Origin of the sequence: Streptococcus mitis (assembly GCF_005844455.1) — a bacterium.
Lineage (GTDB): Bacteria > Bacillota > Bacilli > Lactobacillales > Streptococcaceae > Streptococcus > Streptococcus mitis_BF.
The window spans coordinates 1-16,503 of the sequence record NZ_SPGF01000045.1 but is presented as its reverse complement, the minus strand read 5'-3'; the positions used below and the strand labels follow the sequence as shown (position 1 = coordinate 16,503).

The window sequence follows — 16,503 nt, the reverse complement described above, 5'->3', positions numbered from 1 at the left end:
TCGTACATCAGTTAATTGTTTGCTTGCTTCATAATTCATAGAACTATTGTACCATATTTTGTTTCGCAGGAAGTCTATTCTTTTAACTATCAAAGTCACTTAGATACTCATAGCGGTCGTATTTTTCAAGGAGTGCTTCGTCCTTCTCATCCAGTTCTTTTTGAAGAGTCGCTAGCTTACCAAAGTCAGAGCCATTGGCCTGCATCTCTTCTTCAATAGCAGCGATACGATTTTCCAAGGCTTCAATATCGCCTTCAATGCTTGCCCACTCCTGCTTTTCTTGGTAGGTCATGCGTTTCTTGTCTTCTCGAACTTTGACTACTTTTTCCTTTTCAGCCTTTTGCACTTGATTGGCCAACTCTGTTTCAAAGGCTTTTTCATCAAGATAGTCGGTGTAATGACCAAAGAAAGGACGAATCTTGCCATCCTCAAAAGCGAGAATCTTGGTCGCTACCTTATCCAAGAAATAGCGATCATGGCTAACTGTCAATACAGGCCCTGCAAAGCCTTGCAAGAAATTCTCCAAGACTGTCAAAGTCGCAATATCCAAATCATTTGTCGGCTCGTCCAGGAGAAGAACATTTGGTTTTTCCAAGAGCAGTTTGAGGAGATAAAGACGTTTTTTCTCTCCACCAGATAATTTCTCAATCAAGGTTCCGTGAGTCGAACGTGGGAAGAGGAACTGCTCCAGCAACTCAGCGATGGAAGTCGTAGAACCACCACTGGTCTTGACCTCCTCTGCCACTGCCTGCAGGTAATTGATAACTCGCTTGCTTTCATCCAAGCCCTCAATTTGTTGAGAGAAATAGGCGATACGAACGGTTTCCCCAATCACAACTTGTCCTGCTGTCGGATCAAGACTGCCTGCAATCAGGTTGAGTAGGGTTGATTTCCCAACACCGTTGTCCCCAACGATTCCGATACGGTCTTTGGCCTGCACCAAGAGATTAAAATCTTGCAAAATGGGCTTGTTTTCATAGGAGAAGGAAACATCCTGAAACTCGATGACTTTTTTACCGATACGACTGGTTTCAAAGTTCATGGTCAAGTCTGTCTCAGCAGCACCACCTGAAACTTCTTTCTTCAAGTCATGGAAACGATTGATACGAGCCTGTTGCTTGGTCGCACGTGCCTGCGGTTGTCTGCGCATCCATACCAATTCTTGCTTATAAAGTTGTTCTTTTTTGTGGAGAAGAGCCGCATCTCGCTCGTCCTGTTCCGCCTTAAGACGGACATAGTCCTGATAATTTCCCTGATATTCTGTCAATCCAGCTCGATCCAACTCGAAAATCCGTGTTGACAGCGCATCTAAGAAATAACGATCGTGGGTAATAAAAAGGACGGTTTTCTTGGAATTTTTCAAAAAGAGGGTCAGCCACTCAATAGTCGCAATATCCAGATGGTTGGTCGGCTCGTCCAGAAGCAAGAGGTCGTGGTTGCCAAGAAGGACTTGCGCCAACTGAACTCGTCTTCTCAGACCACCTGACAATTCCCCAACAGGAATAGATAAGTCCTGAATACCCAGCTTACTGAGAACAGTCTTGACCTGACTCTCAATTTCCCAAGCTTGGAGAGAGTCCATCTCTGCCATTACCCGTTCCAAACGCGCCTGCTTGTCCTCACTATAGTTGAGCATGATCAATTCATACTCACGAATGAGCTGGATTTCCTTGAGATCGCTAGATAGAACCGTATCCAAGACCGTCTTGCTATCATCAAAATCAGGATCCTGGGTCAAGTAACCAATCTGGTAGTCATTCTTAGCTGAAAATGGACTGACATCCCCATCAAAGCCAGAAACACCAGAAAGAACATCTAAAAGGGTGGTCTTCCCCGTTCCATTGACACCAATCAGACCAATTCTATCCAAGTCATGGATGATAAAGGAAATATCCTTAAAAACAGTCTTGTCACCGACGGATTTACTTAGTTTTTCAACGATAAAATCACTCATTTTTTCTCCCTCAGATAAGCATGGATGGCTTGACGGTCATTTTCCAATTCTCCATCGACAATGGCATACTCAATCTCTGTTAAAATTTCTCCCAAGTCTGGCCCTGGTTGATAGCCATATTCCTTAATCAGAATACCGCCATTGATCTGAATTTCTTTCTTATCATGAATGGTCAAACTCTGGTAGGTTTCTGTGATGGCTTGTGGATTAACTTCTTTTCCTTGAGCCTGACGAAGATTTTCAGCTTGTAAAAGCAAATCCAATTCAAAGCGGTAACAATCGCGCTTGCTCAATTCTCCCTTTTCACGCAAAGCCAAAATAGTCAGCAAATCCTGTACCTGCTTGGCAAATTGGCGTGAGGTCTTCCAATGTTTCAAAAATGGCTGCGCATTTTCAATCTTCAAAGCCCACAAAAGAGCTGACCAGGCTTGTTCAGAGGATTCAAAAGTAAAATCAGTCTCCAAATCAAACAGTCTGTTGAGCTTATCCTGGCTAGCTGCCATATCAGGGAGATAATCATAAGCTTGACTCTCAATCATGGAAGTCAAGCCCCTTCTCCAAAACGGAGCCAGTAAGAGTTTATCAAACTCAACGAAGGTACGCTCTACAGAAATTTTCTCCAAAAGTGGCGTCAAGGTCTTCATAGCCTTAAATGTTTCTGGCTCAAGTTCAAAGCCGAGGCTGGCCTGAAAACGGAAGCCACGCATAATCCGCAAAGCATCTTCGTTGAAACGCTCACTAGCCACTCCAACTGCTCGCAAGACTTGCTTTCCCAAATCCTCTAAACCATGGAACAAGTCAATGATTTCCCCTGTCTCGTCCAAGGCAAAGGAGTTGACTGTAAAATCACGGCGCTTGAGGTCTTCCTCTAGCGAACGCACAAAGGAAACCGCGCTGGGTCTGCGATAGTCCACATAGACATCTTCTGTCCGAAAAGTAGTCACCTCATACTCCTCGTCCCCATCTAAGACCAAGACAGTTCCGTGCTCGATTCCGATATCAGCTGTTCGCGGAAAAATCTGCTTGGTCTCTTCTGGATAAGAAGACGTCGCAATGTCCACATCGTGGATGGGACGATTGAGGAGGGCATCTCGAACAGAGCCTCCAACAAAATAGGCTTCAAAGCCTGCTTCTTTAATTTTTTCTAATACTGGTAAAGCCTTCTGAAATTCAGAAGGCATTTGCGTTAATCTCATAATAAGTGTTCTAATCCATAGGCAAGCTCATGACGCTTGACAACTTCTTTAATTCCCAAATTCACCCCTGTCATGAAGGAGCTGCGATCATAGGAGTCATGACGGAGGATCAATCCTTCTCCCTGATTGCCAAAGATGACTTCCTGATGTGCTACCAAGCCTGGTAAACGAACTGAGTGAATCCGCATGCCATCAAAGTCAGCACCACGGGCACCTGCAATCAATTCTTCCTCATCAGGCGCACCTTGCTGGATTGATTCACGAACTTCCGCCATCAACTCAGCTGTTTTAATAGCTGTTCCACTCGGAGCATCCTTTTTCTTGTCATGATGGAGCTCGATAATCTCCACATTTGGGAAATATTTGGCAGCCTGCATCGCAAATTGCATAAGCAAGACAGCACCCAGGGCAAAGTTAGGGGCAATCAAACCACCCAAATCTTGGGCACGGGAAAAATCTTTTAGCTCTGCAATTTGTTCACTAGTAAAGCCAGTCGTTCCAACTACTGGAGCAAAGCCATTTTCGAGGGCAAAGCGTGTATTTTCGTAGGCAACAGCTGGGGTTGTGAAATCTACCCAGACATCCGCTTCAAAGCCTGCTAAATCAGCCTTATCCTTGAAAACAGGAACTCCCTGCCATTCTGACTCAGACTCAAAAGGATCCAAAACTGCTACCAAGTCCAAGTCTGGATCAGCCAAGACCATCTGACAAGCAGCCTGACCCATCTTTCCCTTAAAACCAGCAATAATTACTCGAATACTCATCTCTACTCCTGTCTAAGATACAAAGCCTGTAAGAACACAAAGTGAAAATAGGAGTTCTGATCAAGAAGTGTCTACTCCTTGGAAGAACTATCTTTTTCACACAGGGTTACAGGCGTGTTCAATTATCAAGATGCAAAGGACCTTAGCTACCCATGAAAAATAGGGAATGGCTCTGACTTTCCATAAAAGGCAAGACAGGCATCTTTTTTTCAAGAGGCAGGTAGTCCGTGTTCAATTTCTAAGATACAAGCCTTCTCAACTAGTCTAGAATCGCTAACTAAATCACTGGAATATAACCCAGAGCAATACTTCCTGATCCTAGGTGTGTCCCAATGACACTGCCAAATGTAGCAAGTGAAATATCCGTACCCACTCCAGATTCAAGCAAGTGTTGGCGCAATTCCGCAGCCTTTTCAGGAGCATTTCCATGAATGACAATGACCCGATATTGACCTGAAGCTGTTGCTTCCTTGATAATTTCAATTAAACGTTTGGTTGCTTTCTTCTCAGTACGAACTTTTTCGTAAACTTCAATCACACCTTGGTCGTTGAAATAGAGGATTGGCTTAATACTAAGCAAATTGCCCAAAATGGCAGCCCCATTTGAAAGACGTCCACCTTTCACCAAATGGTCCAAATCATCTACCATGATAAAGGCTGACGTACGGCTGATTTGAATGGCTAGCTTATCCTGAATGCTGGCAAAATCATCGCCCTGGTCACGCCAATTAAAGACACTTTCAACCATGATACCCAGAGGAGCACTTGTAATCAAAGTGTCTGGAAAAGCAATGGTTAAGCCCTCATATTCATCTATCATATACTGAATATTTTGGTAAAAACCTGAAATTCCAGAAGATAGGAAAAGCCCCAAGGCATGTGTATAACCTTGTTCTTTGAGCAAAGTTATGATTTCATCTAACTTGGCAATGCTTGGTTGACTGGTCTTAGGCAATTCAGAAGCCTGAGCCATTTTTTGGTAAAATTCCTCAGCAGTCAGATTGATACCTTCGACATACTCATCACCATCAATATTTACAGGAATATCCAAGACAAACAAATCTTCTCTCTGTAAGGTCTCTGCACTGAGATAGGCAGAAGAATCTGTGATAACAGCTAGTTTCATATTAGAACTCCAAATTGATTCCTGGTAAGTCTAATGCAATTTCAGTCACTTCGTAAGTCAAACGGTTAAGCATGTTCAAACATGGACGAGCCAAGGTTTCCACTTCTTCTTGGCTCAATTCACTTGGTTCATTGACAATACGACCATCGATATGGTTTACCTGTGAAATTGTTCCACTAATAACAAACTTATCAAATACAATCATAAAGCTCAAGATGACAATCAAGGAAGTCACTTGATTTTCTTGGTCATGTTGAAGCAATTGGAAGTTCACATCTACCTTGGTTTCAGGAGCTCCATTTTCATTTTCCCATTCAAAATTACGCGCATCAAAATGATACTGACTAACAAATTCTTGTTCACGTTTAAGATTCATGTCTTTCTCCCTCGGCTACAATATTATAAGCTATTGTACCATAAATTTTTATTTTCATCTAGTTTTCTAGGATTTAGTCAATCCCAATTTCAGCTCGAACTACATCAGCGATGGTATCAACATAGTAGTCCACTTCTTCTGTTGTAGGCGCTTCTGCCATGACACGCAAAAGGGGCTCTGTTCCACTTGGGCGAACAAGGATACGGCCATTCCCTGCCATTTCAGCTTCCATCTTCTCGATAATTGCCTTGATAGCTGGCACTTCCATGGCCTTTTCCTTCATGGCATTTTCCACTCGGATATTGACTAATTTTTGTGGATAGATGGTTACTTCTGTGACCAACTCTGACAAGCTCTTACCAGTTTCCTTCATGATTTTAGTCAATTGTACAGCGGATAATTGACCATCACCTGTGGTATTGTAATCCATCAAGATCACGTGTCCAGACTGTTCACCACCAAGGTTGTAGCCTGATTTTCTCATTTCTTCAACAACGTAGCGGTCGCCAACTGCAGTGACTGCCTTGTTAATGCCTTCACGATCCAAAGCCTTGTGGAAACCAAGGTTAGACATAACAGTTGTCACAATTGTATTTTGAGCCAATTGTCCTTTTTCAGAAAGGTATTTCCCGATGATGTACATGATTTTATCACCATCAACGATGTCACCATTTTCATCAACAGCAATCAAACGGTCACTGTCTCCGTCAAAGGCCAAACCGATAGCTGACCCGCTTTCTTTGACCACTTCTTGAAGGGCTTCTGGGTGCGTAGAACCAACATTAAGGTTGATGTTAAGACCGTCTGGTGTTTCCCCGATAACCGTCAATTGAGCACCAAGATCTGCAAAGATTTGACGGGCACTTGTAGAAGCTGCACCATTTGCTGTGTCCAAGGCAACTTCCATACCTTCAAGAGGAGTTCCAGTTGAAACCAGATAGCCTTCATACTTACGCAAGCCTTCTGGATAATCTACTAAGGTTCCCAAGCCTTCTGCACTTGGACGAGGAAGAGTATCTTCCGCAGCATCTAGTAAGGCTTCAATTTCTGCTTCTTTTTCGTCATCTAGTTTGAAGCCATCCCCACCAAAGAACTTAATCCCATTATCAAGGGCTGGATTGTGGCTGGCAGAAATCATGACCCCGGCACTTGCTCCTTCAGTTTTAACCAAGTAAGCTACTGCTGGTGTTGCCAGAACGCCTAATTTATACACGTGAATTCCTACTGAAAGGAGACCTGCCACCAAGGCAGATTCTAGCATTTCCCCTGAAATACGTGTATCACGTCCTACAAAGACTTTCGGTGCTTCCGTTTCATGTTGACTAAGAACATAGCCTCCAGAACGTCCTAATTTAAAGGCCAATTCTGGCGTTAGTTCTACGTTAGCTTCTCCACGGACTCCATCAGTCCCAAAATATTTACCCATTTTTATAAAATCCTTTTTCTATTTTTAATTCGTTTTTGAACTAGTTGCTTTCGTTGACGAAGATGTCTCCGACGAACTGCTTGTGCTTGAACTTGGTGATACAGGTTTTGTAGTCACCTTCATTGTCGTATCAAACGGAGTGATCACTACTGGTAAGACAACCCCATTGCGGTCGATTGCCTGCAAGGGTACTGAGCCACTATAATTACCTGTTATGCGTTCGCTGGTTGGTAAAAGTGCAATAATTTTGTCAATCTTAGCTAATGTTTCCTGGTCAGTTGTAACTGAAACTCGTTCGTTTGATACGGTTACACTATCAAGCTGTAGTTTCGGATCTATCTGGCTTTGGTCAACTTGTGGCACAACAATCATCCCATCTCGCTTAACCTTCTTCCCAACTTTCACTGTGATTTTGTGAGGTGTTGCCACAGCGGTCAATCCACTTGGAAGATTTTCAATGTTCAAGGGAACTTCAATCGTTCCAACGCTAGCATCTGTCAAATCTGCCGTGACCTTAAACTTACGAGTACTTTCCTGCATTTCACTGGCCAAGGTCACACGATTGGCACCGGTTAATATCACTGAAACTTCTGATGCAAATCCGCTAATAAAATACTGGTCATCATCATAGTGAATATCGATAGGAACATTCGCTATCGTATTGGTGTAGGTTTCTGATTTGACCTGCCTTGCGGTATTGCTATTTTGAAAGTTGGTTGACGTTGCATAGATAAATAAGACACAAGCAAAAAAGAGAGATGAAATGATATATAGACTATTTTTTCTCATATTTCCAACCTCCTAGCAAACGGTCCTTGAAACTGACTTTTTCCTCAACAGCTGGCAAAAGAATTGCTCGTAGCTCTGCTTCAAATTCTTCAATCGTCAAGTCGTGCTTGAAAACACCGTTATAGGTAATAGAAATGCCACCTGTTTCCTCTGAAACAATGAAGGTCAAGGCATCGGATACTTCTGACAAACCGATAGCCGCCCGGTGTCTGGTCCCAAATTCCTTGGAAATCCCTGTACTTTCTGTCAAGGGCAGATAGGCAGAGGTGACTGCAATTCGATTTTCTCTGATAATCACAGCTCCATCATGTAGGGGGGTGTTGGGAATAAAAATATTGATGAGGAGTTCTGCTGAAATCTTGGCATCCAAGGGAATACCTGTCGCAATATATTCTTGCAAGGTTCGAACTCGTTGAATAGCAACCAGAGCACCAATCTTACGAGGGCTCATATATTCAACTGACTTGACAAAGGCACGAATCATTTGCTCTTCTGCACTAATTTGAGTAGTAGAAAAGAAATCTGTCGCCCTTCCCAAACGTTCCAAACCAGTTCGAATCTCTGGAGAGAAGATAACAACTGCAGCAATAACCCCATAGGTGATAATCTGATTAATCAACCAAGAAATCGTTGTTAAACCAAGGATATTGGCCACAACCTGGGCTAATACAAAGATCAAGACCCCTCGCACCAAAATCATAATCTTGGTACCAGCTATCGCTTTTGTAAAACGATATAAAATATAGGTCACAATCAAAATATCAAACAAATTGATGGCAATACTCCAAGGACTAGAAAACAAGCTAGTCCAATATTGCAGGTTGGATAATTGTTGAAAGTTCATCTGCTGTCTCCTCTCTGTCCAAACACGTTCCTTTCTATTATACCATTTTTCTGACATTTTTTTCCCTATCCTACTTCATTTTAAATTAAAGAAAAAATATGATAAAATAAACTGATACTCAATGAAAATCAAAGAGCAAACTAGGAAGCTAGCCGTAGGCTGTACTTGAGTACGGTAAGGCGACGCTGACGTGGTTTGAAGAGATTTTCGAAGAGTATGACTAGAAAAAACAAAGGAGAAACCATGTCTCAACTATATGATATTACCATTGTAGGTGGTGGTCCTGTCGGTCTTTTTGCAGCCTTTTACGCCCACCTACGCCAAGCCAAGGTCCAAATCATCGACTCCCTTCCCCAGCTAGGTGGACAACCTGCTATTCTCTATCCTGAAAAGGAAATCTTAGACGTCCCGGGTTTCCCAAATCTGACTGGAGAAGAGTTGACTAATCGTCTAATCAAGCAATTAAATGGCTTTGATACCCCTATTCATCTCAATGAAACGGTTCTTGAGATTGAAAAACAAGAAGAAGGCTTTGCCATTACAACTTCTAAAGGAAGTCACCTGTCTAAAACAGTCATCATCGCTATGGGTGGCGGTGCCTTCAAACCACGTCCTTTGGAACTTGAAGGTGTTGAGGAGTATGAAAATATCCACTACCACATTTCCAATATTCAGCAATATGCTGGTAAGAAAGTGACGATTCTTGGTGGGGGAGACTCAGCTGTGGATTGGGCTTTGGCTTTTGAAAAAATTGCGCCAACTACCCTTGTTCACCGCAGAGATAATTTCCGTGCCTTGGAGCACAGTGTCCAAGCCTTGCAAGAATCATCTGTAACCATCAAGACACCATTCGTCCCTAGCCAACTCCTTGGAGATGGAAAAACGCTTGATAAACTTGAAATCACAAAAGTTAAATCTGATGAAATCGAAACGATTGACCTAGACCACCTCTTTGTCAACTATGGTTTCAAATCTTCTGTCGGTAACCTTAAAAACTGGGATCTGGACCTCAACCGCCACAAGATTATTGTCAACAGCAAACAGGAATCTAGCCAAGCAGGTATCTATGCTATCGGTGACTGCTGCTACTATGACGGAAAAATTGATTTGATTGCGACAGGACTGGGAGAAGCTCCAACTGCTGTCAACAATGCCATCAACTACATCGACCCTGAGCAAAAAGTACAACCAAAACACTCAACCAGTTTATAAAAAAGAACCACGAGTCACATAGGATTCGTGGTTTTATAGTTCATCAGCTAATTTATTTATCTTTCTGAGTCTGTGGTTGACACCACTTTTGGTCAGAGGGGTGCTGAGGCTATCTGCTAACTGCTGGATAGAGTAGTCTGGGTGCTGAATCCGCAACTGCGCTACCTCCTGCAAATCCACTGGCAGATTTTCTAAACCCATAATATCTTTGATTTTGCTGATATTGTTGATGGTCTTCATGCTGGCAGAGACTGTCCGAGCGATATTAGCCGTTTCAGCATTATTAGCCCGATTGAGGTCATTACGAGTTTCCCGCAAAATCTTTACTCTCTCAAAATCATCACGCGCCTTCATGGCTCCGATTACTATAAGAAAGTCCATAATATCTTCGGCTCGCTGGAGATAGGTCACTGCCCCTTTCTTGCGCTCAAGCACCTTGGCATCTAGTAAAAATTGCTGGAGAAGAGAGGCAATACCTTGCGCATGGTCCAGATAAACAGAACTGATTTCCAACTGGTACTTACCCGATTCAGGGTCACGAATGCTCCCATTTGCCAAGAAAGCACCACAGAGATAGGCACGGCCTGCTTCCTCATCCGATAAAATTGCCTCATCAATACCTGTTTCCAGGCCAAAGAAGGAGTCCGCCAAGTGCAAATCACTCAGCAAGTCCTGTACCTTTTCATCCGTAAAAACAGTATAGACCCGATTCTTGCGAAGATTGCTCCTTTGGTGATGGCGAATTTCTGATTTGATTTCATAGAAATGGAGAAAGGACTCATAGAGGTGACGAGCCAGCTTGGCATTTTCTGTCACAACAGACAAGGTCAAGCCTGAAGTTGAGAGACCGATACTACCAGACATCTTGATAATGGCAGATAATTCATGCTGGCTCAGATGGTGTTGACCCAGGATTTCTTCTTTTACTGCTACTGTGAAACTCATTTTCTCACCTGTATAATCCGCATCAACTCATCCACAATCAAATTCCCATCGTGGAAGGCACCTCCATTTTCCAGACGAAGAAAGTTGGATGAAATCACACGTGGAACTTGCTTACAAAGACCAGCAAAATCATGTTCCACCTGCACCAAGTATTCATCAAATCGATTGGAATTCATGTATTCCTGCGGTACTTTTTCGATATTCACCAAGACCGTATCGATAAAAGGTCGACCAAGGTGACGATGCAAGACTTCCACGTGGTCACTATCTGTAAAGTGTTCCGTCTCCCCACGTTGGGTCATGATATTGCAGACATAAGCTATTTCTGCCTTGGTTTCCAAAAGTGCATGACCAATTTCCTTAATCACAATATTGGGCAAAATCGAGGTAAAGAGGGAACCAGGCCCTAGGACAATCATGTCACTTTCAAGAATGGTCTGCACAACTCGACGGCTAGCCAGAGGTGTATCATCGTTGAGAGTATTGGTCACATAGACATGGTCAATCATGCCCGGATGGTCTGCAATATGACTCTCTCCAGCCACTTCTGTCCCATCCTGAAAGACTGCATGAAGGGTCAAAGGATGGTCACTGGAAGGATAAATCTTCCCAGTTGTATGGAAAAATTTGCTCAGCAACTGCATGGCATTATAGGTCGAGCCCTGCATTTCTGACAGACCAGCAATGATGAGATTGCCCAATGGATGACCAGCAAAGGATCCGGCATCCTCAGAGAAGCGATACTGAAAGACTTTCTCATAAAACTTAGGCATATCCGACATGGCCACAAGGACATTGCGGAGATCGCCTGGCGGTGTCAACTGCTGCATATTTTTTCGTAGTTCACCTGAAGAACCACCATCATCCGCCACCGTAACGATAGCAGCGATTTCCACATCTTTTTCCCGCAGACTTTTTAGAATGACGGGAATTCCAGTTCCTCCACCAATCACCGTTATCTTTGGTTTTCTCATGAACGGTTTACCGTTTCCTTTCTTCGGTCTTTATCGCGATGCCCTTCATTGACAGGCCAATTCTTGGATAAGTCCTGCGCCAATCGTTTAGCAAAGGCCACACTACGGTGTTGTCCGCCCGTACAACCCATGGCAATGGTTAGTACAGACTTACCTTCCTTTTGGTAACTTGGCAAAATCGGCTCAATCAAGGCCAACAAATGTTGATAGAAGTCTTCTGACTCAGGATGGTTCATGACATAGTGATACACTGGTTCATCCACACCCGTTTGGTTTCTCAGTTCTGGAAGGTAATAGGGATTTGGCAAAAAGCGCACATCAAAGACTAAATCTGCATCAATCGGGATTCCATATTTAAAGCCAAAAGACATGACTTCGATACGGAAAGACTGGGCTTGTGCCTGATCTGAAAACTGCTCTGCAAGGGTTTTACGTAGTTCACGAGGAGTGAGTTCAGTCGTATCCACCACATTTTGACTCATATTTTTCAAAGGTGCTAAGAGTTCACGCTCTAGCTTGATTCCATCCAAAATCCGTCCGTCTGCTGCTAGAGGGTGGCTTCGTCTGGTTTCCTTATAACGAGCGACCAATTCCTTATCAGCTGCGTCCAAGAAGAGGATTTTAAAGTCCAGTTCTTCCTTGTTTTCCAACTCATCCAAAACAGTTTGAATTTCTGAAAAGAAAGAACGGCTGCGCATATCCACCACCAAGGCCAACTTATGGTCGTCTTCCTTTGTTTCCACCAACTGCAAAAACTTAGGCAAGAGAGCTGGCGGCATATTATCAATAGTGAAATAACCTAGATCCTCGAAGGACTGAATGGCCACCGTTTTCCCTGCACCACTCATCCCTGTCACAATTACCAAGTGAAGTTGTTTCTTTGTCATCTTTTTCTCCTTATATCAAAAGAAGTTTGGCCGAACCAAACTTCAACTAGCTTATCCAATCTCTGCGATGACTTCAATTTCGACTTTTACATCACGAGGAAGACGAGCTACTTCCACAGCTGAACGAGCTGGAAATTCCTCTTTAAAGGCCGTTTGGTAAACCTCGTTAAAAGGAACAAAGTCGTTCATATCGCTCAAGAAGCAAGTTGTTTTGACAACATGGTCAAAGTCCGTTCCTGCTTCTGCCAAAATAGCACCGATGTTTTTCAAGACTTGTTCTGTCTGTTCTTGGATGGTTTCTCCAACGATTTCCCCAGTTTCAGGAGAGAGAGGAACTTGACCACTAGCAAACAAAAGGTTGCCAACGATTTTTCCTTGGACATATGGTCCGATAGCTTTTGGAGCTTTATCTGTATGAATTGTTTTTGCCATTTTCTTTACCTCACAATTTTTCTAAGATTGCATCCCAAGCTTGGTCCATCCCTGCCTTGCTGACAGATGAAAAGAGGATGAAGTCATCACTTGGGTCAAAGTTTAATTTCTTTTTGATTGCTGATTCGTGCTTGTTCCATTTACCACGCGGAATCTTGTCCGCCTTGGTCGCAACGATGATAACCGGAATCTCGTAATACTTGAGAAATTCGTACATCTGGACATCATCTGCTGACGGGTCGTGACGGAGGTCAACTAGACTGACTACTGCACGGAGATTTTCCCGAGTCGTTAGATACTCCTCAATCATGCGCCCCCACCTTTCACGTTCCTTTTTAGAAACACGGGCATAGCCATAACCCGGCACATCCACAAAGCGCATCTTGTCGTCAATGTTGAAGAAGTTGAGCAGCTGGGTTTTACCAGGTTTTCCCGATGTACGGGCCAGATTCTTACGGTTCAGCATAGTGTTGATAAAGCTGGATTTACCAACATTTGAACGCCCTGCTAGGACAATCTCTGGCAGGTCATCCTGCGGATAGTGGGATTTATTAGCCGCACTGAGCAAGATTTCAGCATTGTGTGTATTAAGCTCCATAGTCACCTCTAGGCTGTTTCTAGGATTGGTTTATCCGTTCCATCGACAGCTTCTTTTGTGATGCGGACCAATTTCACATTTTCCTGGCTCGGTACTTCAAACATGATATCTAGCATGGTTTCTTCAATAATCGAGCGAAGACCACGCGCACCCGTTTTACGTTCGATGGCTTTATTGGCAATCTCTTGAAGGGCTTCGTCGTCAAATTCCAACTCGACATCATCATAAGAAAGCAAGGTTTGGTATTGTTTGACCAAGGCATTTCTTGGTTCTTTCAAGATGCGAACCAAGTCATCCACTGTCAATTGCTCAAGAGTTGCAAAGACAGGCAAGCGTCCAATCAACTCTGGGATAATACCGAATTTTTGAATATCTTCTGCGATGATTTCTTTCATGTAGGAGCTATTTTCATCAATCGCCTTGTTATTTTGACCAAAGCCGATAATCTTTTCACCCAGACGTTGTTTGACAATTTCTTCAATACCATCAAAAGCACCGCCCACGATGAAGAGGATATTTTTAGTATCCACTTGAATCATCTCTTGTTGTGGATGTTTACGTCCACCTTGAGGCGGTACGCTAGCAACAGTTCCCTCGATAATCTTGAGAAGGGCTTGTTGCACCCCTTCACCAGAAACGTCACGTGTGATAGAAACGTTCTCGCTTTTCTTAGCAATCTTGTCAATTTCATCTACGTAGATAATACCACGCTCTGCACGCTCGATGTTAAAGTCAGCAGCCTGCAAGAGTTTGAGAAGGATATTTTCCACGTCCTCACCCACATAACCAGCCTCAGTAAGAGCTGTCGCATCCGCAATGGCAAAAGGAACATTCAAGCTCTTAGCCAAGGTCTGGGCAAGGAAAGTTTTCCCTGAACCAGTTGGGCCAATCATTAAGATGTTTGACTTCTGCAAATCCACATCTTCTGACTCCTCACGCGTATCGTGGAAATTGATGCGTTTGTAGTGGTTGTAAACCGCTACTGCCAAGGCACGTTTGGCACGACCTTGACCAATTACATAGTGATTCAAGATATGGAGGAGTTCGATTGGTTTTGGAACTTCTGACAAGTCTGCCAAGACTTCCTCAGCCAACTCCTCCCGAATGATTTCCCGGGCCAACTCCACACATTCATTACAGATAAAAGCGTTGTTGCCAGCGATTATTTTTTGTACTTCTTCTTGGCTTTTGCCACAAAATGAGCAATAAACCATCATATCATTTTTCCTATTTGTAGGCATGATTTCCTTCCGTTCTATTCTATACTGTCATTCTATCTAAAATAAGGTCATGTAAAAGGCATGAATACTATTGACCAAATTGGTAAAAGCATTTAACCAGAGCAGGACAGAAAGTCCATAGCGCTTTTTACGAAAAGCCTGTGCTCCAGCAAGCAAGCAGACCAAACACAGCATGGCTGTAAAAAAACCAAATATACTACGTTCCATTAGACTTCCTTTCTCTTGCGGTATTGGATGGTAAAATCATAAGGATTCTTCTCATCTTTAGTATAAAATTTGCTTGATACTATCTCAAAAAGGGACAAGTCAAACTCCTCAGGGAAATAGGTATCTCCCTCTACCCGAGCATGGATTTGAGTGACAATTACTTCATCTAAATAGGGTTCAAAAGCTTGAAAAATCTGCTTTCCACCGATAATATAGAGATTCTTATCTTGAGCCTGATACCAGTCCAAGACAGACTGGACATCCTGAAAAGTAGCCACCCCATCTATCTTTTCTTCCGGGTTACGTGTCAAAATCAAGGTCTCCCGTTTTGGAAGCAGACGACGTCCCATTCCATCAAAGGTCACGCGCCCCATCAAGATAGCATGATTCAGGGTTGTTTCTTTAAAGTGTTGCAATTCTGCTGGCAAATGCCAAGGCAGACGATTGTCCTTCCCAATCACACCCTCTTCATCCTGGGCCCAAATAGCTACGATTTTCTTAGTCATGCTTCCATCCTTTTTACTGATAGTACTATTTTATCAAAAAACTCAAAAAAAGACTGGTTTGGAATAGCTTCCAGAATAGAAAAAATCTGTAAGAAATTTCCTACAGATTTATCTATGTTGCCTTATTTCTTACAAACCAGGTGCTTGTCCAAGTTCTGCGGCAAGCATCCAGATTGTTTTATCAGTTTCAGTTTTAGCGTCTGAGAAGATACCGTTTGTCACATCATCACCTTCTTCATCAGTAACATCCAAACCTTTTTGGAAGAGTTCTGACAAGTAACGGTAGATAGCAAGGACACGTTCCAAGCTTTCTTCAACATTGCGGTATTCACCAGCTTCTTCTTCGATTTCACTATTTTGAAGGAATTCTGTCAAAGTTGAGAATGGGCTTCCTCCAAGTGTAATCAAACGTTCGCTGATTTCATCCAATTGACCATCAAGAGCTTCCATGTACTCATCCATTTTTGGATGCCATACAAGAAAACCACGACCACGCATATACCAGTGTACTTGGTGCAAAGCCACATGGGCTACGTACAAATCAGCAACAGCTTGGTTCAAGACTTCCTTTGTTTTTGCCAATGCTACTGGCGCTGCTTTTGTCAATGATGTTACGTCTTTTACTGCTTCTTTTTTCAATTCTACCATTTTATTTCACCTCATTCATTATTATTTGTAACCACTTCTTAATGATTACTACCTTAGTATACTACTAAGGAAAACAAATAGCAAGCCAAATGACTCACATGAGAAAAGTTGCAATAGACTGATAATTTAATACTCAATGAAAATAAAAAAGCAAACTAGAAAACTAGCCACAGGTTGCTCAAAATACTGTTTTGAGGTTGCAGATAGAGCTGACGTGGTTTGAAGAGATTTTCGAAAAGTATAAGATTTTTTATACTTAACAAAAATCAAAAATTGACGTATAATAGATATATGACACAAGCAACATTTACTACCAATGACAAAAACATTCTCACAAAAGCTCTCAAAGATAAGAAAAATCTGGACTTTCATAAACGA

18 protein-coding genes are annotated in these 16,503 nt (G+C 42.7%); 1 reads left to right on the top strand and 17 read right to left on the bottom strand.

All coding sequences use genetic code 11. The features are described from left to right. Nucleotides 1-82 precede the first annotated feature (82 nt). The 8 genes from FGQ53_RS08650 to cdaA all read right to left on the bottom strand — a co-directional run bounded on the left by FGQ53_RS08650 (nucleotide 83) and on the right by cdaA (nucleotide 8,475). Entirely contained in the window at nucleotides 83-1,954 is a 1,872-nt protein-coding gene (locus FGQ53_RS08650) for an ABC-F family ATP-binding cassette domain-containing protein (protein WP_138337844.1), read from the bottom strand. Further along, entirely contained in the window at nucleotides 1,951-3,150 is a 1,200-nt protein-coding gene (locus FGQ53_RS08645; protein ID WP_138337841.1) for a CCA tRNA nucleotidyltransferase, read from the bottom strand. Before FGQ53_RS08645 ends, FGQ53_RS08650 begins: the two co-directional genes overlap by 4 nt. Continuing rightward, nucleotides 3,147-3,914: a 4-hydroxy-tetrahydrodipicolinate reductase gene (gene dapB, locus FGQ53_RS08640; protein ID WP_138337838.1), complete on the bottom strand. Its 768-nt coding sequence runs from the start codon at nucleotides 3,912-3,914 to the stop codon at nucleotides 3,147-3,149. Before dapB ends, FGQ53_RS08645 begins: the two co-directional genes overlap by 4 nt. A gap of 277 nt (nucleotides 3,915-4,191) precedes the next feature. Beyond that, nucleotides 4,192-5,040, bottom strand: a complete 849-nt coding sequence (locus tag FGQ53_RS08635) for a DegV family protein (RefSeq protein WP_138337835.1) — start codon at nucleotides 5,038-5,040, stop codon at nucleotides 4,192-4,194. Between the two features lies 1 nt (nucleotide 5,041). Continuing rightward, nucleotides 5,042-5,416 carry a DUF1149 family protein gene (locus FGQ53_RS08630; RefSeq protein WP_138337832.1) on the bottom strand — a complete coding sequence of 125 codons (375 nt, stop codon included), beginning with the start codon at nucleotides 5,414-5,416 and terminating at the stop codon, nucleotides 5,042-5,044. 73 nt (nucleotides 5,417-5,489) lie between these two features. Beyond that, the gene (glmM, locus tag FGQ53_RS08625; protein ID WP_138337829.1) at nucleotides 5,490-6,842 is read right to left on the bottom strand and encodes a phosphoglucosamine mutase; all 1,353 of its coding nucleotides are present in this window, start codon (nucleotides 6,840-6,842) and stop codon (nucleotides 5,490-5,492) included. A gap of 24 nt (nucleotides 6,843-6,866) precedes the next feature. Beyond that, entirely contained in the window at nucleotides 6,867-7,631 is a 765-nt protein-coding gene (locus FGQ53_RS08620) for a YbbR-like domain-containing protein (RefSeq protein ID WP_138337826.1), read from the bottom strand. Then, the gene (gene cdaA, locus FGQ53_RS08615; RefSeq protein ID WP_138337824.1) at nucleotides 7,618-8,475 is read right to left on the bottom strand and encodes a diadenylate cyclase CdaA; all 858 of its coding nucleotides are present in this window, start codon (nucleotides 8,473-8,475) and stop codon (nucleotides 7,618-7,620) included. The genes FGQ53_RS08620 and cdaA overlap by 14 nt, the downstream gene beginning before the upstream one ends. Before the next feature lie 243 nt (nucleotides 8,476-8,718). Between cdaA and FGQ53_RS08610 the strand changes: the two genes are divergently transcribed. After that, nucleotides 8,719-9,687, top strand: a complete 969-nt coding sequence (locus tag FGQ53_RS08610; protein ID WP_138337820.1) for an NAD(P)/FAD-dependent oxidoreductase — start codon at nucleotides 8,719-8,721, stop codon at nucleotides 9,685-9,687. A 33-nt stretch (nucleotides 9,688-9,720) separates the two neighbouring features. Here the strand turns inward: FGQ53_RS08610 and whiA are convergent, their stop codons facing one another. The 9 genes from whiA to FGQ53_RS08565 form a co-directional block, all read right to left on the bottom strand. Further along, complete coding sequence (gene whiA, locus FGQ53_RS08605) at nucleotides 9,721-10,632, bottom strand: DNA-binding protein WhiA (RefSeq protein ID WP_138337817.1); 912 nt, start codon at nucleotides 10,630-10,632, stop codon at nucleotides 9,721-9,723. Then, entirely contained in the window at nucleotides 10,629-11,606 is a 978-nt protein-coding gene (locus tag FGQ53_RS08600; RefSeq protein ID WP_138337814.1) for a YvcK family protein, read from the bottom strand. Before FGQ53_RS08600 ends, whiA begins: the two co-directional genes overlap by 4 nt. Further along, nucleotides 11,603-12,493: an RNase adapter RapZ gene (gene rapZ, locus FGQ53_RS08595; protein ID WP_138337811.1), complete on the bottom strand. Its 891-nt coding sequence runs from the start codon at nucleotides 12,491-12,493 to the stop codon at nucleotides 11,603-11,605. Before rapZ ends, FGQ53_RS08600 begins: the two co-directional genes overlap by 4 nt. Nucleotides 12,494-12,544: 51 nt before the next feature. Continuing rightward, entirely contained in the window at nucleotides 12,545-12,925 is a 381-nt protein-coding gene (locus FGQ53_RS08590; RefSeq protein WP_001140420.1) for a RidA family protein, read from the bottom strand. 10 nt (nucleotides 12,926-12,935) lie between these two features. Beyond that, nucleotides 12,936-13,523, bottom strand: coding sequence for a ribosome biogenesis GTP-binding protein YihA/YsxC (gene yihA / locus FGQ53_RS08585; protein ID WP_138337808.1), 588 nt, complete (start codon nucleotides 13,521-13,523; stop codon nucleotides 12,936-12,938). Between the two features lie 8 nt (nucleotides 13,524-13,531). Further along, nucleotides 13,532-14,764 (bottom strand): ATP-dependent Clp protease ATP-binding subunit ClpX, encoded by a 1,233-nt coding sequence (gene clpX / locus FGQ53_RS08580; RefSeq protein ID WP_138337805.1) that lies wholly within the window; start codon nucleotides 14,762-14,764, stop codon nucleotides 13,532-13,534. A gap of 36 nt (nucleotides 14,765-14,800) precedes the next feature. Then, on the bottom strand, nucleotides 14,801-14,971 hold the full coding sequence (locus FGQ53_RS08575) for a hypothetical protein (RefSeq protein ID WP_000442260.1): 171 nt from the start codon (nucleotides 14,969-14,971) through the stop codon (nucleotides 14,801-14,803). Next, nucleotides 14,971-15,477: a dihydrofolate reductase gene (locus FGQ53_RS08570; RefSeq protein WP_138337802.1), complete on the bottom strand. Its 507-nt coding sequence runs from the start codon at nucleotides 15,475-15,477 to the stop codon at nucleotides 14,971-14,973. Before FGQ53_RS08570 ends, FGQ53_RS08575 begins: the two co-directional genes overlap by 1 nt. A 129-nt stretch (nucleotides 15,478-15,606) precedes the next feature. Then, nucleotides 15,607-16,125 carry a Dps family protein gene (locus FGQ53_RS08565; protein ID WP_004237560.1) on the bottom strand — a complete coding sequence of 173 codons (519 nt, stop codon included), beginning with the start codon at nucleotides 16,123-16,125 and terminating at the stop codon, nucleotides 15,607-15,609. Nucleotides 16,126-16,503 lie beyond the last annotated feature (378 nt).

Excerpts from the sequence above, each read along its gene's own strand:
- FGQ53_RS08650 (WP_138337844.1), bottom strand. The coding sequence starts at position 1,954 with ATGAGTGATTTTATCGTTGAAAAACTAAGTAAATCCGTCGGTGACAAG.
- FGQ53_RS08645 (WP_138337841.1), bottom strand. The coding sequence starts at position 3,150 with ATGAGATTAACGCAAATGCCTTCTGAATTTCAGAAGGCTTTACCAGTA.
- dapB (WP_138337838.1), bottom strand. The coding sequence starts at position 3,914 with ATGAGTATTCGAGTAATTATTGCTGGTTTTAAGGGAAAGATGGGTCAG.
- FGQ53_RS08635 (WP_138337835.1), bottom strand. The coding sequence starts at position 5,040 with ATGAAACTAGCTGTTATCACAGATTCTTCTGCCTATCTCAGTGCAGAG.
- FGQ53_RS08630 (WP_138337832.1), bottom strand. The coding sequence starts at position 5,416 with ATGAATCTTAAACGTGAACAAGAATTTGTTAGTCAGTATCATTTTGAT.
- glmM (WP_138337829.1), bottom strand. The coding sequence starts at position 6,842 with ATGGGTAAATATTTTGGGACTGATGGAGTCCGTGGAGAAGCTAACGTA.
- FGQ53_RS08620 (WP_138337826.1), bottom strand. The coding sequence starts at position 7,631 with ATGAGAAAAAATAGTCTATATATCATTTCATCTCTCTTTTTTGCTTGT.
- cdaA (WP_138337824.1), bottom strand. The coding sequence starts at position 8,475 with ATGAACTTTCAACAATTATCCAACCTGCAATATTGGACTAGCTTGTTT.
- FGQ53_RS08610 (WP_138337820.1), top strand. The coding sequence starts at position 8,719 with ATGTCTCAACTATATGATATTACCATTGTAGGTGGTGGTCCTGTCGGT.
- whiA (WP_138337817.1), bottom strand. The coding sequence starts at position 10,632 with ATGAGTTTCACAGTAGCAGTAAAAGAAGAAATCCTGGGTCAACACCAT.
- FGQ53_RS08600 (WP_138337814.1), bottom strand. The coding sequence starts at position 11,606 with ATGAGAAAACCAAAGATAACGGTGATTGGTGGAGGAACTGGAATTCCC.
- rapZ (WP_138337811.1), bottom strand. The coding sequence starts at position 12,493 with ATGACAAAGAAACAACTTCACTTGGTAATTGTGACAGGGATGAGTGGT.
- FGQ53_RS08590 (WP_001140420.1), bottom strand. The coding sequence starts at position 12,925 with ATGGCAAAAACAATTCATACAGATAAAGCTCCAAAAGCTATCGGACCA.
- yihA (WP_138337808.1), bottom strand. The coding sequence starts at position 13,523 with ATGGAGCTTAATACACACAATGCTGAAATCTTGCTCAGTGCGGCTAAT.
- clpX (WP_138337805.1), bottom strand. The coding sequence starts at position 14,764 with ATGCCTACAAATAGGAAAAATGATATGATGGTTTATTGCTCATTTTGT.
- FGQ53_RS08575 (WP_000442260.1), bottom strand. The coding sequence starts at position 14,971 with ATGGAACGTAGTATATTTGGTTTTTTTACAGCCATGCTGTGTTTGGTC.
- FGQ53_RS08570 (WP_138337802.1), bottom strand. The coding sequence starts at position 15,477 with ATGACTAAGAAAATCGTAGCTATTTGGGCCCAGGATGAAGAGGGTGTG.
- FGQ53_RS08565 (WP_004237560.1), bottom strand. The coding sequence starts at position 16,125 with ATGGTAGAATTGAAAAAAGAAGCAGTAAAAGACGTAACATCATTGACA.